General features: G+C 68.4%; 16 protein-coding genes. 11 read left to right on the top strand and 5 right to left on the bottom strand.

Going from position 1 to position 13,595, the window contains the following annotated elements; translation table 11 throughout:
* The first annotated feature begins 229 nt into the window (after window positions 1-229).
* The 5 genes from Q1W68_RS08205 to Q1W68_RS08225 all read left to right on the top strand — a co-directional run bounded on the left by Q1W68_RS08205 (window position 230) and on the right by Q1W68_RS08225 (window position 4,957).
* A complete protein-coding gene (locus Q1W68_RS08205; RefSeq protein WP_300652937.1) occupies window positions 230-727 on the top strand; it encodes a hypothetical protein in 498 nt (165 codons plus the stop codon).
* Between the two features lie 206 nt (window positions 728-933).
* Window positions 934-1,827 carry a sulfurtransferase gene (locus Q1W68_RS08210; protein WP_300652935.1) on the top strand — a complete coding sequence of 298 codons (894 nt, stop codon included), beginning with the start codon at window positions 934-936 and terminating at the stop codon, window positions 1,825-1,827.
* A gap of 40 nt (window positions 1,828-1,867) precedes the next feature.
* Complete coding sequence (locus Q1W68_RS08215) at window positions 1,868-2,428, top strand: OsmC family protein (protein ID WP_069048175.1); 561 nt, start codon at window positions 1,868-1,870, stop codon at window positions 2,426-2,428.
* A 106-nt stretch (window positions 2,429-2,534) separates the two neighbouring features.
* Window positions 2,535-3,683 carry an acyl-CoA dehydrogenase family protein gene (locus Q1W68_RS08220; RefSeq protein WP_300716104.1) on the top strand — a complete coding sequence of 383 codons (1,149 nt, stop codon included), beginning with the start codon at window positions 2,535-2,537 and terminating at the stop codon, window positions 3,681-3,683.
* Window positions 3,680-4,957: an FAD-dependent oxidoreductase gene (locus Q1W68_RS08225; RefSeq protein ID WP_300716106.1), complete on the top strand. Its 1,278-nt coding sequence runs from the start codon at window positions 3,680-3,682 to the stop codon at window positions 4,955-4,957. Before Q1W68_RS08220 ends, Q1W68_RS08225 begins: the two co-directional genes overlap by 4 nt.
* Window positions 4,958-4,967: 10 nt before the next feature.
* On the opposite strand, the gene Q1W68_RS08230 is transcribed toward Q1W68_RS08225, so the two are convergent.
* Window positions 4,968-5,369, bottom strand: coding sequence for a helix-turn-helix domain-containing protein (locus Q1W68_RS08230; protein ID WP_300653739.1), 402 nt, complete (start codon window positions 5,367-5,369; stop codon window positions 4,968-4,970).
* Between the two features lie 109 nt (window positions 5,370-5,478).
* On the opposite strand from Q1W68_RS08230, the gene Q1W68_RS08235 reads away from it, so the two are divergent.
* Window positions 5,479-6,258, top strand: coding sequence for a hypothetical protein (locus tag Q1W68_RS08235; protein ID WP_300653736.1), 780 nt, complete (start codon window positions 5,479-5,481; stop codon window positions 6,256-6,258).
* A gap of 6 nt (window positions 6,259-6,264) precedes the next feature.
* On the opposite strand, the gene Q1W68_RS08240 is transcribed toward Q1W68_RS08235, so the two are convergent.
* A complete protein-coding gene (locus Q1W68_RS08240) occupies window positions 6,265-7,308 on the bottom strand; it encodes an RNA methyltransferase (RefSeq protein WP_300661423.1) in 1,044 nt (347 codons plus the stop codon).
* Between the two features lie 20 nt (window positions 7,309-7,328).
* Entirely contained in the window at window positions 7,329-8,234 is a 906-nt protein-coding gene (locus tag Q1W68_RS08245; protein ID WP_300653732.1) for a LysR family transcriptional regulator, read from the bottom strand.
* 98 nt (window positions 8,235-8,332) lie between these two features.
* Between Q1W68_RS08245 and Q1W68_RS08250 the strand changes: the two genes are divergently transcribed.
* The 4 genes from Q1W68_RS08250 (at window position 8,333) to Q1W68_RS08265 (ending at window position 10,877) form a co-directional block, all read left to right on the top strand.
* Window positions 8,333-9,217 carry a pirin family protein gene (locus Q1W68_RS08250; protein ID WP_300716110.1) on the top strand — a complete coding sequence of 295 codons (885 nt, stop codon included), beginning with the start codon at window positions 8,333-8,335 and terminating at the stop codon, window positions 9,215-9,217.
* A gap of 114 nt (window positions 9,218-9,331) precedes the next feature.
* Window positions 9,332-10,201: a pirin family protein gene (locus Q1W68_RS08255; RefSeq protein WP_300653726.1), complete on the top strand. Its 870-nt coding sequence runs from the start codon at window positions 9,332-9,334 to the stop codon at window positions 10,199-10,201.
* A 68-nt stretch (window positions 10,202-10,269) separates the two neighbouring features.
* The gene (locus tag Q1W68_RS08260) at window positions 10,270-10,482 is read left to right on the top strand and encodes an AbrB/MazE/SpoVT family DNA-binding domain-containing protein (RefSeq protein WP_300653723.1); all 213 of its coding nucleotides are present in this window, start codon (window positions 10,270-10,272) and stop codon (window positions 10,480-10,482) included.
* Complete coding sequence (locus Q1W68_RS08265; protein ID WP_300653720.1) at window positions 10,482-10,877, top strand: type II toxin-antitoxin system VapC family toxin; 396 nt, start codon at window positions 10,482-10,484, stop codon at window positions 10,875-10,877. The genes Q1W68_RS08260 and Q1W68_RS08265 overlap by 1 nt, the downstream gene beginning before the upstream one ends.
* A gap of 19 nt (window positions 10,878-10,896) precedes the next feature.
* Here the strand turns inward: Q1W68_RS08265 and Q1W68_RS08270 are convergent, their stop codons facing one another.
* Window positions 10,897-11,511 (bottom strand): YitT family protein, encoded by a 615-nt coding sequence (locus tag Q1W68_RS08270; protein ID WP_300653718.1) that lies wholly within the window; start codon window positions 11,509-11,511, stop codon window positions 10,897-10,899.
* A gap of 42 nt (window positions 11,512-11,553) precedes the next feature.
* The gene (locus Q1W68_RS08275; protein WP_300716113.1) at window positions 11,554-12,573 is read right to left on the bottom strand and encodes a zinc-binding alcohol dehydrogenase family protein; all 1,020 of its coding nucleotides are present in this window, start codon (window positions 12,571-12,573) and stop codon (window positions 11,554-11,556) included.
* 101 nt (window positions 12,574-12,674) lie between these two features.
* Between Q1W68_RS08275 and Q1W68_RS08280 the strand changes: the two genes are divergently transcribed.
* Window positions 12,675-13,586, top strand: a complete 912-nt coding sequence (locus Q1W68_RS08280; protein ID WP_300716116.1) for a LysR family transcriptional regulator — start codon at window positions 12,675-12,677, stop codon at window positions 13,584-13,586.
* Window positions 13,587-13,595 lie beyond the last annotated feature (9 nt).

The following is a 13,595-nucleotide window of genomic DNA, read 5'->3' on the forward strand; positions in this document are numbered from 1 at the left end:
ACCACGATGCTGCCGGAGCGATTACCGCGAAAGCGGTTTAGTCCATCGCTGCATAGCGGAAACTGAAAGTCCACCACCAAAGTCGGTGTCAGCACTGAAAAGCCTCCGCTCCACCCAAGCTTGTCTTCGAATGGCGGTTGCAGGGTAATCATGTTCTGCGATCAACGTGTTCAGGCATCACCCCAACTCGATAGCATCCATCGCAAGACCACCCACCCTTGGCCACGCCATGAAGCTGCTGATGTGCGCCGCGATGCTGATCGTCCCGTCCTTGGTTTGGGCCGGGCCGTCCCTGTGTCAGCCGTCTGAGGCGGTGGTGTTTGCCTGCCACACGAAAGGTGGCCAGTGGGTGTCTGTTTGTTCGGGCGACGCCGGGCTGAGCTACCGGTTCGGAACAAAGCAGAAAACGGAACTGGAGCTGGCCGACCCGGGGATCGCGCATCCCGATGCGTTTCGCCACTACCACTACTTTCGGGCGGGCGTCGACAGGACGTGGCTGACCATGCAGACACCCGCCGCTGTCTACGAGGTGTTCTCGGAGTACGAGGCACCGTCGCAACCCACGGCGGGCGTTCGCGTCTTCGACCAGAGCGGGCGGCAACTGGCCAACCGCTTGTGTGTGGGCCAGGCCGAAGCGCACTGGTACCGCCTGGAGGGCAAGGTGGCGTGTTCGGACGAGGCGGTGAACTCGTGTGTGCCACCCGTGCCGCTCAAGCAGCGCCCGTGAACCTCACGAACACTGTGTCGACAATGTGTCGACACAGTGGCGTGCCCAGGCGCCGCCCACCGCCAGCGCCTTCTTCCCCCCAACCCCCATAAACCCAACAAATTCAACGCCCTTCCAGCGTTGACACACCCGCTTGCCGCCCTGGCACGTTGGTTGCGCTAGAGACCTCAGGCAATCCCGCCTTCCGCCACTTCCGCGAGGTCTCCATGAGCATTGAAGCCACCCTGATCGCCCCCGCCCAGCTTGCTGCGCTGCAGTCGTCCGAACCCGTCGTGGTCATCGACACGCGTGACGCGGACACCTTTGCCGCCGGTCACATTCCCGGTGCCGTGAACCTGCGCGAAGTGTTCACCTACCTGGCCACCTCCTCGCCCGAAGGCTTGCAGGCGCTCAAGGCCACGTTTGCCGAAGCGCTGGGCGCGGCCGGTTTGTCGGGCAAAGAAACGGCGGTGTTTTACGAAGACGCGATGAACAGCGGCTACGGCCAGTCGTGCCGCGGCTACTACCTGCTCACCTGGCTGGGCTACCCCAAGATCAAGGTGCTCAACGGCGGCTTCAGCGCCTGGAAATCCGCGGGCCTGCCCATCTCCACCACGGCCGTGGCGCCCACGCCCGTGACCTTCCCGAGCGACCTGCCCACCGCCGACGTGATGCTCACGCAGGAAGAGGTGAAGGCCGCGCTGGGCACCGACACCGTGTTGCTCGACGTGCGCGACATCGACGAGTGGATCGGCGAATCGTCGTCGCCTTACGGCAAGGACTTCGCGCCGCGCAAAGGCCGCCTGCCGGGCGCCAAGTGGCTGGAGTGGTACCGCTTCATGAAGCCCTCGGCCCAAGGCCCGGTGTTCAAGACGCCCGACGAAGTGAAGGCCGAGTGCGCCACCGCCGGCATCACCACCGACGACACGATTTACCTCTACTGCTTCAAGGGCGCGCGCGCGTCCAACACCTTCCTGGCGCTCAAGCAGGCCGGCTTCTCTGATGTGCGCATGTACTTCGGCTCGTGGAACGAGTGGTCGCGCGACGAGAGCCTGCCGATCGAGACCGGTCTGCCGGTGGCCAAGTCCACCAAGAAGCCTGCGCTGGCGCTGGCCGCCTGAGCCTTTCCTTTTCCCCGATTCCTGAACACCTGGAGACACCATGTCCGCTACCGACACGCTCGAGCCTGTGACCACCGTCAAGGCGTACCTGCGCCCTATCGACAGCGAGGGCCTCGCGGCCTTCGCCGCCAAGGGCAAGGCCAACCCCGCCAGCCGTGGCACCAACAAGGTCCACACCGTCATGGAGGGGCAGTACCGTTCGCTCTCCACCGTGGGCAACCACGCCCCGGTGGTGGTGGACGAGCCGCTACACCTGTTTGGCGAAGACACGGCCCCGGCGCCCGGCGAGATCGTGCTGTCGGGCCTGGGCGGGTGTCTCGCGGTGGGCATCACGGCGGTGGCCACCTGGAAGGGCGTGAAGCTCAGCAAGCTCGAGGTCTTCATGGAAGGCGACATCGGCAACCCCGCAGCCTGGGGCGCCGGTGGCGCGCTGGAGAAGCTGCCGGCCGAGATGGGCTTCCAGGCGATCCGCGTGAAGGTGGTGGTGGAGGGCGATGCGCCGCGCGAGGTGCTCGACGAGATCGTCAAGCACGCCAACTTCTACTCGCCGGTGGCCAACAGCATGCGCAACCCGATCCCGTTCGAGATCGCGCTGGCCTGAAGGCTTCGACAAGCTCAGCCCGAACGGGATTTGTACGCTCGTCCTAACCCACCCCCTCCGTTCGCCCTGAGCCTGTCGAAGGGCTCACCCACATGTTGGAGCTTGAATGAACCCGAATGACCTGCCCCCCGAGTTGACCCACGAAACACCGGCCCACGCGCTGCTGGCCGCGGTGCGCGAGGTGGCGCAGGGCCCGTTGGCGGCGGTGGTCGAGTCCATCGACCGCACCGGCTACTACCCGCGCGCAGAGCTGCAGCAGCTCGCCGCGCTGGGCGCCATGAGCGCCCACCTGGACGGCGACGCCGGCCCCGGTGATTTCGGCCTCTCGATCCGCGCCATGGCCGAGGCCTCGCGCGTGTGCGGCGCCACCGGCTTCATGATGTGGTGCCAGGCCGTGTGCGGCCTGTACATGCAGCAGTCGGGCAACCCCGCGCTGAACGGCGAGGCGTTGATGGCCCATGTGCGCGGCGACACGCTGGGCGGCACCGCGCTGTCCAACCCCATGAAGAGCTACGCGCAGATCGAAAGCCTGCTGCTCAAGGCCACGCCGGTCGAAGGTGGCTACCTCGTCAACGGTTCGCTGCCCTGGGTGAGCAACCTCGGGCCCGACCACGCCTGCGGCGCCATTGCGGCGGTGGTGAACGGCGACGAGCACATCGGCCGTGAGGTGATGTTTCTGCTGCGCTGCGACGCGCCCGGCGTGGAGCTGCGCGAATGCCCGAGCTTCTCGGCCATGGAAGGCACGGGCACCTACGCCCTGCGCCTCAAAGACCATTTCATCGGCGCCGACGACGTGATCGCCGACGCCGCCAAACCCTTCATTGCCCGCATCCGCGCGGCCTTCGTCATGCTCCAGTGCGGCATGGCGGTGGGCGTGACGCAAGGCGCCATCGACTCCATCTGGGAGGTCGAAGCGCAGCTGGGTCATGTGAACCAGTTTCTGGAAGACCGGCCCGACGCGCTGCAGGCCGAGCTGGACGCGCTCACCGCGCGCGTGATGAAGCTGGCCGAGACGCCCTACAACGCCTCGGTGGAGTTTTTCATCGACGTGCTCGACGCCCGCGCCCACGGCGCTGAACTGTCGTTGCGCGCCGCGCAGTCGGCCCTGTTGCACCAGGGCGCACGCGGCTACCTCATGAGCTCGGCCGTGCAGCGCCGCGTGCGCGAATCGCACTTTGTGGCCATCGTCACACCCGCCATCAAACACCTGCGCAAGGAAATCGCGCGGCTCTCCGCCGAGGTGATGCCGGCATGAACACCCCACCGTTCGGGCTGAGCTTGTCGAAGCCCTCACCAGACGCCACCGTGCAGGCCCTGGCGCCGTGGCAGCAATACATTTGCGACGCCTGCGGCTACATCTACAACGAAGCCGACGGGGACCCCGACGGTGGCCTGGCCCCCGGCACGCGCTACGCCGACATCCCCGACGACTGGGCCTGCCCGCTCTGCGGCGTGACCAAGGCCGACTTCACACCGTACACACCCCCCAGCCTCGACGCCTTGCGCGCCGGCCTTCAAACCAGCACGCCGGTGGCCACGCGCGGCGCGGCGGGCGTGCTCATCGTCGGTGCCGGGCGTGCCGGCTGGCAGATGGCCGAGGCGCTGCGCGCGCTCGACGCCACGCTGCCCATCACCGTGGTCACGGCCTGCGCCGGTGATGTGTACGACAAGCCCCTGCTGTCCATCGCCATGGCGCGCAGCACCGCGCTGGAGGCCATGGTCAAGGAAAGCGGTGCCGCCGCGGCCGCCCGCCTGAACGTGCGCCTGCTCGGCCACACCCACGCCGTGCGCATCTGCACCGACACGCAGCAGCTGCGCACCACGCGCGGCGTGCTGCGCTACGACCGGCTGGTGCTGGCCCACGGCGCGCAGGCCGCGCTACCCCCCACGCTGCCCGCCGCGATGTGCTGGCGCATCAACCACCTCGCGGCGTACCAGAAGCTGCGCTCCGCACTCGGCGACACACCGAAAGACGTGGCCATCGTCGGTGCCGGCCTGATCGGCAGCGAGCTGGCCAACGACCTCGCACTCGGCGGCCACCGCATCACGCTGCTGGACGTGCAGACCGAGCCGCTGGCGCGCTGGAGCGCCGAGGGCGCGGGCAGTCAATTGCTCGACGCATGGAAAGACCTGGCCATCCGCTTCGTGGGCGGTGTGCAGGTGGCGCAGCTGGAGCAGGTGGCGGGCCGCTACCGCATCACCACCGCCTGCGGCCAGCGCTTCGCGGCCGACCAGGTGATCGCCGCCGCCGGCCTGGCCACACCGCCGCGCCTGGCGCAGAGCGCCGACCTGAAGTGGGACAACGGCATCGCGGTGGACCCGGCGAACCTGAAGACCAGCGTCGAGCACATCCACGCCATGGGCGACTGCATCGCCATCAACGGCCAACCCAGCCGCTTCATCGAACCCATCGCCCGCCAGGCCCGGGCCATCGCTGCCGACATCTGCGGCGCCACCCCGGCGCCCTACGAGCCGCGCGCGGCGGTGGTGCGGGTCAAGACGACGTCACGGCCGTTGACCTTGCATTGACGGCACGGGGTCATTCCCGGCGCTCCGCCTGCACCTGCACCAGCGCCAGTATCACCTCCCTCACCAGCTTGCGCTGCGGCGCCGGCAGGCTGAGGAAGGCCTCGAACACTTCGCGCTCCTGGAAACCCACGCCCTCGTCCCAGCGTTTGCGGTGCTCCTGCACGCGGTGGCGCACCGCCTGGCCGAAACGCAGCACCTCGGGCTCCACCCGCAGGATCTCCGCCAGCACCAGCAGCTTGTCTTGCGCGGGAATGGCCTCGCCGCGCAACCAGCGCGACACCGCCTGGAACGACACCGAACGCCCCCAGTAATGGGCATTGAACAGGTTCAACAGCACCCCCGGACGGGGCTCCAGCCCGGCGCCCGCCATGGCATCGCGCAGGCGTTGGGCGAATTCGAGCTTGTGTTCCATGGACCGAACGCTAGTTTTCGGTCGCGTCTTCAATCAACATCGTGTTGTATGCTGAATTCACTTGTTGATTGAATCTTTCACCCAAGACCACATGCTCAGGGAGGACAACATGCAGCCCGTCGTGTCGCAAAACGTCACGCCCACCACCGCAGAGCTGATGCGCTGGTGGTTTGATCCGCGGTCGCCGCGCGATCGCACCGGCCCCGGTTTTCACGAGGAACAGCGCCGGATGATTCTGCAAACGATCGCCAGGCACGAGGCGCTGCACGGCAACGCGCCCGCGCGCGTGCGGCCGGTGCACCGGGTGGCGTTGCCGCCCGGCATCGACCCCATGCGCGTGCTGCTGGCCCTGATGCTCTGGCAGCTGCTCAACCGCAACGATGCCCTTGCCGCCGGACGCGACGACCCGCGCTTCACGAACCACTTCGTGGCCGTGGCCCACCACGCCGCTGCGCGCGAACGCCTCTTCGACGCGTTCTGCGGGGAGCCGGTGCCCGGGGCGCACGGCGCTCGCAATTTCGGCACCGCCGGTCTGGTGCGGCAGGCCGAGCTGCTCATTCCCGACCACCGCCGAAACGAGGTGTACGGCTTCGTGTGCGCCAGCGTCTGCAGCGGTGCGCAGTTCGTGCGCCAGCCCATGAGCGACGGGGTGATCGCCATCACCGACGGGCGCCTGGAAGTGCTGGAATGCCTCGCGCGCCTGCCGCGCGCCGTGGTGTTCGACGACGAAACGCGCCCGCCCCTGCGGGCGCCCGGTACCGGCAACGCGACCGGACCGGCGTGGCGTCGGCACCTGCGGCGCATGGCCTCGACGCGCGAGGGGCCCTGCACGCAGGTGGTGTTCGCCCGGCACGCCCCCGGTGAAGAGGGTGGCTTCAGCGGGTTTTGAGCACCATCAGGCGTCGGCGGCTTGTGGGCGCAGCGGAATCACGCGCCGCGCGGGCTTCCCGGCCCGCGCCCGCAACTGCCCACAGCCGCCCTCCACGTCCTGCCCGGCCGACTGCCGCAGCTTGGTGAGGATGCCGCGGCGGTGCAGGCGGCGCGCGATGTCTGCGGCCTGCTCCCAGCTCGGGCGCCGGTAGGGCAGATCGTCCACCGTGTTGTACGGAATCATGTTGAGGATGGCGTGTTTGCCGTGCAGCAAACGCACGATGCCCTCGATCTCGTCGTCGCCGTCGTTGATGCCGGCCAGCAGCGTCCACTGGTACTGGATGGGATACCCGGTGGCGCGCGCGTAGCGCTCGCCGGCCTCCACCAGCTCCTCGGGCGTCATGCGCGGGGCGCGGGGCAGCAGCTGTTCGCGCAGGTCGGCCTTGGTGGTGTGCAGCGAGAGCGCCAGCGCCGGCTTCACACGGGCCAGCGGCAAGGCCTCGAACACGCGCGGATCGCCCACGGTGGAGAACACCAGTTGCTTGTGGCCGATGTTGCCCACGGTGCCCAGCAGGTCGATGGCCTCCATCACGTTGTCCAGGTTGTGCGCGGGCTCGCCCATGCCCATGAACACCACCTTCTTCACCGGTCGCAGCGTGCGGGCCAGCACCACCTGCGCCACGATCTCGGCGCTGCCCACCTGGCGAATGAGACCGCCCTGGCCGGTCATGCAGAACACGCAACCGACCGCGCAGCCCACCTGCGTGGACACGCACAGGCCGTCGCGCGGCAGCAGCACGCTCTCCACCGTCTGGCCGTCGGCCAGCGCCACCAGCAGGCGCGCCGAGCCGTCTTCGCCCGGGTGCTCGGACTGCAGCACCGCCAGGCCCGCGAGCTGGTCGGCCACCTCGGGCAGCGCGGCCACCAGCGTGGCCGGCAAAAAGTGCGACAGCTCGCGCCGCCCACTGTCCTGCGGCAAGGCCTGCGACCACAGGCGCAGCACGCGCTGGGTGTGGCGCGGGTTGGCGCCCAGGGCTGTCAAGCGTTGGCGGAGGTGTTCGATGCGCATGGGGGGGTGAAGCTTAGCGCTCAGCGCTCGAACAGGGCGGACAACGCAGGCCCGGCCTCGTCGATGAAATGCCGCAGCTTGGCGGGCACGAAGCGCTGGCCCGGGTACACGAGGTGGATCGGGTCGGTGCGCGCGTGCCAGCCCGGCAGCAGCGGCACCAGGTGCCCGTGGTCGACCTCGCGGCGGCACACGTAGTCGGGCAGCAGCGCCACGCCCTGGCCGTCGAGTGCGAGCTGGCGGATGAGCCGCATGTCGTTGGCGGCGAAGGCGCAGCGCAACGGCACCTGTGCGCGGGTCTTGCCGCGTGTGAGCGTCCAGCTGTCGCGCCCCAGCGGGCTGAAGCACAGCGTGGCGTGTTGCGTGAGGTCTTTGGGTGTGCGCAGCGCCGGTGCGCGCGCGAGGTAGTCGGGGTGGGCAAACGGTGCCCAGCGCGCCTGGCCGATCTGGCGCGCCACCAGGCTCGAGTCGGCCAGCTCGCCGGCGCGCAGCGCGAGGTCCAGGCCCTGCGCCACGAGGTCGAGCCGGGCGTCGGAAAACACCAGCTCCACCGCCACACCCGGGTGGCGCGCGCGGTAGCCGTTCAGGATGTTGAGCAATTGGTCGTCGCCCATGTCGATGGGCAACGTGATGCGCAGCAGGCCCTGCGCTTCGTGTTTGCCGGCATCGAGCTGCGCCTCGGCCTGCAGGATGTCTTCGAGCCCGCGCGCGGCCTGCGCCAGGTAGGTCTGGCCCGCTTCGGTCAGGTGCAGGCGGCGCGTCGTGCGCTGCAGCAGCGTCACACCCAGGCGCTGCTCCAGCCGGGAAACGCGCACGCTCAGTGTGGACGTGGGCATGCCCATGAGCCGCGCCGCCGCGCTGAAGCCGCCCGCCTGCGCCACGCGCACGAACACCAGCGTGTCGTTGAGGTCGGGGTTCTGCGGGTTCATTGGATTGTTCAGCTCATTGAAAAATGATTTGTGATCTTACCGACTTATCAGCACGGGGCAGGCCCGGTACAGTGACCCTTCAACAGGAGAACACCCCCATGAAAACCGTTTCTTTCATCCAGCGCAGCGCCGGCGGCCATTGGGTCGGCGACGGCTTTCCGGTGCGCAGCATGTTTTCGTACAACGACCGGCCCGAGCGCTTCTCGCCGTTTCTCATGCTCGACTACGGCGGCCCCACGCGCTTCGAACCCACCACGAAACAGCGCGGCGTGGGCCAGCACCCGCACCGCGGCTTCGAGACCGTGACCATCGTGTACGACGGCGAGGTCTCGCACCGCGACTCCAGCGGCGGCGGCGGCACCATCGGCCCGGGTGAGGTGCAGTGGATGACGGCGGCCAGCGGCATCGTGCACGAGGAATACCACGGTGAGCGCTTTGCCAAAACCGGCGGCCCGTTCGAGATGGTGCAGCTGTGGGTGAACCTGCCGGCGCGCGACAAGATGGCCGCGCCGGGTTACCAGGGCATTACCCGTGAGCAGATTCCCGAGGTGGCTTTGCCGGACATGAACGGGGTGGGTGCCGGCACGGCCCGCATCATCGCGGGTGAGCTGCTCGGTGCAAAAGGCCCGGCCCACACCTTCACGCCCATGCAGGTGTGGGACCTGCGCCTGAAGGCCGGCCACACCGTGACCCTGCCGGCCGCGGCGGGCCACACCACGGCACCGCTGGTGCTGCGCGGGCGCTTGCGCCTGTCCGACGGAAAGGAAGTGGTGGCGGCCAACCTGCCCGTGTTCTCGCGCGACGGCGAGGGCGTGACGCTGGAGGTGCTGGAAGACAGCACCGTGCTCTGGCTGAGCGGTGAGCCGATCGACGAGCCCGTGGTGGGCTATGGTCCGTTCGTGATGAACACCGAGGCCGAGATCCACCAGGCCTTCACGGACTTTCAAAGCGGCAAGATGGGCCGCATCACGGCGGAGGTGTGACCCCCCGCGCCGCCTGCGGCGTCACCCCCCAAGGGGGGCGCACCTGGCGGCCCGGCAAAGCCGGTTCCGCGGGTGCCTTGGGACAGAACTCCGCATCACCACAAGGAAAAGAAAATGTTTGAAATGGTCATCACCGCGCGTGCCGCCGACCTGGGCCACGGCCTCAAGGTTCGGCGTGTGCTGCCCTATGCCAAGCGCCGCATGGTCGGCCCCTGGATCTTTGTCGACCACGCCGGGCCGGTGACCATCGCCCCCGAGGACACGCACGCCGCCGATGTGCGCCCGCACCCGCACATCGGCTTGTCGACCGTGAGTTATTTGCTCAGCGGCCAGATCCACCACCGCGACAGCCTGGGGGTGCACCAGCTCATCAACCCCGGCGACGTGAACTGGATGACCGCCGGGCGCGGCATCTCACATTCGGAGCGCTTCACGCACCCCGACTCGTTCCAAGGCGGCGGGCTCGAACTCATGCAGCTCTGGGTGGCCCTGCCCGAAGCCGATGAAGAAACCGACCCGGCCTTCACCCACTACCCTTCCGCCGACCTGCCGGTGCGCGACCAAGGCGGCGTCTGGATGCGCGTGATCGCAGGCTCGGCCTACGGCATGATCAGCCCGGTGAAGACGCATTCGCCGCTGTTTTACCTGCACACCGAGTGGCAGGCGGGTGCAAGCCTGGCCCTGCCCGGGGGGTACAGCGAGCAGGCCGTGTACGTGGCGCGCGGCGAGATCGAACATGCCGGCGAAACCTATGTGCCCGGCCAGCTGCTGGTGTTCGGCAACGACACCGACGCCGTGATCACCGCGCGCACCCAGAGCACGCTCATGGTCTTTGGCGGCGAGCCGCTGGGCGAGCGCCACGTGTTCTGGAACTTCGTGTCCTCGCGCAAGGAGCGCATCGAACAGGCCAAGGCCGACTGGGCAGCGGGGCGTTTTGCGCTGCCACCCGACGACAACCAGGAGTGGATTCCGCTGCCGGGGTAGACCAACGGCATGTTGACGACGTTTGGTGTATTCTTACCATTCATCAATCGATCCATCAGGAGCCAGACATGTCTGCCACCGCCACCCTGTCCAGCAAATTCCAGATCTCGATTCCCAAGGCGGTTCGCGACGAACTGCACTGGGAGGCGGGCCAGGAGTTTGTGTTCATTCCCAAGGACAAGGGCGTGCTGGTGATGCCGGTCCCAGAGCTCAAAGAACTTGCCGGCATCGCCAAAGGCGCGAACGCGGCGGGTTACCGGGATCGCAAGGACCGCTACTGATGGCGGCGTCTTTGCGGGTGGTCGACACCTCGGCGTGGATCGAATGGCTGATCGCCTCGCCGGTCGGCAAAAGGCTCGCCAAGGAAATTCCTGACAAAGACCTGTGTGTCGTACCGACCATCGTGCAGCTGGAGCTGTCCAAATGGTTGTGGCGCGAACTCGGTGAATCGCAGGCTGATCAGGTGATCGCTTACACGATGAAGTGCCAGGTGGCACCGCTGGACACCGCCACCGCGCTGCTGGCCGCCGATCTGCACCGCCAACACAAGCTGGCCACGGCCGATGCCATCGTGTACGCCACGGCGGTACAACAAGGTGCCGAGTTGCTCACCTGCGACGCCCATTTCGAAGGACTGCCCGGCGTGATCCTGGTTACCAAGTCGCCCGTGCGCTGATTCCCCGGGATTCGTCGACTCACACCCCCAGATAGCGCCCCGGCCGGTGGTTCAAGGTGAGGATGGCGCCGATGGCGACCGCACCCACCACCGACTGCAGCACGCGCTCGGGCGGCACCACCGCGAACGCGGTGAGCACCACCAGAACGTCCACCGACATCTGGATGGTGCCGGCGCGCAGGCCGCGGGTCTGCTGCAGCCACTGCGCCACGATGTTCACGCCACCCACGCTGGCCTGGTGGCGCAGCAAGGCCAGCAGGCCGAAGCCGATGAGAAAGCCGCCGAGCACCGAGGCCACCCAGGGGTTGAGCAGTTCAAACCGCACCACGCGCGGCGCCAAGGCGGTGCACAGCGACACCAGCGTCACCGCCGCCAGGCTCTTGAGCGTGAACTCCACGCCCAGCCGCGTCCACGAGAGCCAGAAGAACGGCAGGCTGAACACAAAGAAGCACAGCGCCAGGTTGAGACCGGTGGCGTAGCTCACCAGAAACGCCACGCCCGCCACGCCGCCCGTGAGCAGGCCCGCGTGGGCGAACATGGTCATGCCCAGCGCCACAAACAGCGACCCGGCCACAAGCGCATGGCCGTCGTCGAGCCAGGAGTGGGTGAGGCGGATCAAGGGGGTGGTGGGCATGCGGTATCAAAGCACATCGCGTGCCGCCACCGCCTGCGCCGGTCAGAACCCTTCCAGCACGATCTTGCCGCGCGCCTTGCCGCTCTCGAGCAGCGCGTGGGCACGCCGCAGGTTGGCGGCGTTGATCGTGCCCAGGTGTTCGCCCACCGTGGTGCGCAACTCGCCCGCGTCCACCCGGCGCGCCACCTCGGTCAGCAGCTGGTGCTGCTCGACCATGTCGGGTGTCTCGAACAGGGAGCGGGTGAACATCAGCTCCCAGTGCAGCGACAAGGCCTTGCGCTTGAGCGCCAGGATGTCGATGCTGCCGGGCACCGGGTCGTCGATCAGGCCGAGCTGGCCTTGCGGCGCGATCAGCTCGACGATCTGCGCGAAGTGGTGTTCGGTGTGGGTCAGGCTCACCACGTAGCGCGGCGCGGGCAGGCCGGCCTGCTTCAGCGCATCGGCGAGGGGCTGGCTGTGGTCGATCACATGGTGAGCGCCCAGCGCCTTCACCCATTCCACGGTTTCGGGCCGCGACGCGGTGCCGATCACGGTCAGGCCCGTGAGCCGGCGCGCCAGCTGCACCAGGATCGAACCCACGCCGCCGGCGGCGCCGATCACCAGCAGGGCGTCACCCGTTGGCGCGGTGTCGCGCGAGACGCGCAGGCGGTCGAACAGCATCTCCCAGGCGGTGATGGCGGTCAGCGGCAGCGCGGCGGCGTCGGCGTCCGACAGCGAGCTCGGCGCCAGCGCGGCGATGCGCTCGTCCACCAGGTGCCGCTGGGCATTGGCGCCGGGGCGGTTGATGGCACCGGCGTACCAGACGCGGTCGCCGGGCTTGAACATCGTGACCTGCGCGCCCACCGCGCGCACCGTGCCCACGGCGTCCCAGCCCAGCACGGCCCACTGGCCCTCGGCCGGCACGGAGCGCAGGCGCATCTTGGTGTCCACCGGGTTGACGGCGATGGCCTGGACCTCCACCAGCAGGTCGCGCGGGCCGGGTGCGGGCTCGGGCAAGTCCACGTCTTGCAGCGACAGCGGATCGGTGATGGGCAGGGCTTGCTGGTAGGCAATGGCTTTCATGGAGGGCTTCCGGGTGGTCAATGAATGACCGGCAGTGTGCGCGCAGGGTCGCGCCGGTTGAAGCCCCGCAGGGGCGAATCAGTTTCAATGAAAATCGAACGATGACGCGCCTGGCCGACCTGGAACTCATCACCCACATTGCCGACCTGGGCAGTCTCACCGCCGCCGCCCTGGCGCTGGACTGGTCGCCCGCCGCCGCCAGCGCGGCGCTCAAGCGGCTGGAAGCCGAGTGGGGTGTGGCCGTGTTCGTGCGCAGCACGCGCAGCCTGCGCCTCTCAGCCGAGGGCGAGCGCCTGATGCCTCATGTGCGCCAGGCACTGCAGGCCATGGGCGAGGCGCGCGCGGCAGCCCAGCCGCACCGCCTGGCCCTGCGGGGCGAGCTGCAGATTTCCATGCCGTCCGACCTCGGTCGCCATGTGCTGTTGCCGTGGCTGGAGACGTTTCAGCAGCGCCACCCGCAACTGGCGCTGCGCCTGCACCTGTCCGACCACAACGCCGATTTGATGCGCGTGCCGGTGGACATTGCGATCCGCTATGGCACACCCGCCGACTCGGTGCATGTGGCCTTGCCGCTGATGCCCGACAACCACCGCGTGCTGGTGGCCTCGCCGGCTTACCTGGCGCGGCACGGCGCGCCCACGCAGGCGCAGGACCTGGTGGAGCACGAAGCCTTGCGCTTCATGCTCGGCGGCGAAGTGCCCAAGGTGTGGCGCCTGCAGATCGATGGCCAGTGGGTGGACGTGCCGGTGCGCGGCAGCCGTTCAACCAACGACGGTGAGGTGGTCAAGCGCTGGGCTCTGGCCGGGCTGGGCGTGGCGCACAAGTCGTGGCTCGATGTGTCGGCCGAACTCGCCGCCGGCCAGCTGGTGCGCGTGAACCCGGCCTGGCTCGGCGAGCCTGCGCCGCTGCACCTGGTGCTGCCGGGCCGGCGCCAGATCACGCCCGCTGCACGCGCCTTGCGCGACTGGCTCAAGGCGCAGTTGGGTGCGTGGACCAACAGCCTGCGCGCCTGACCCGGCGCC

Origin of the sequence: Hydrogenophaga sp. (assembly GCF_030158645.1) — a bacterium.
Classification (GTDB): Bacteria; Pseudomonadota; Gammaproteobacteria; order Burkholderiales; family Burkholderiaceae_C; genus Hydrogenophaga.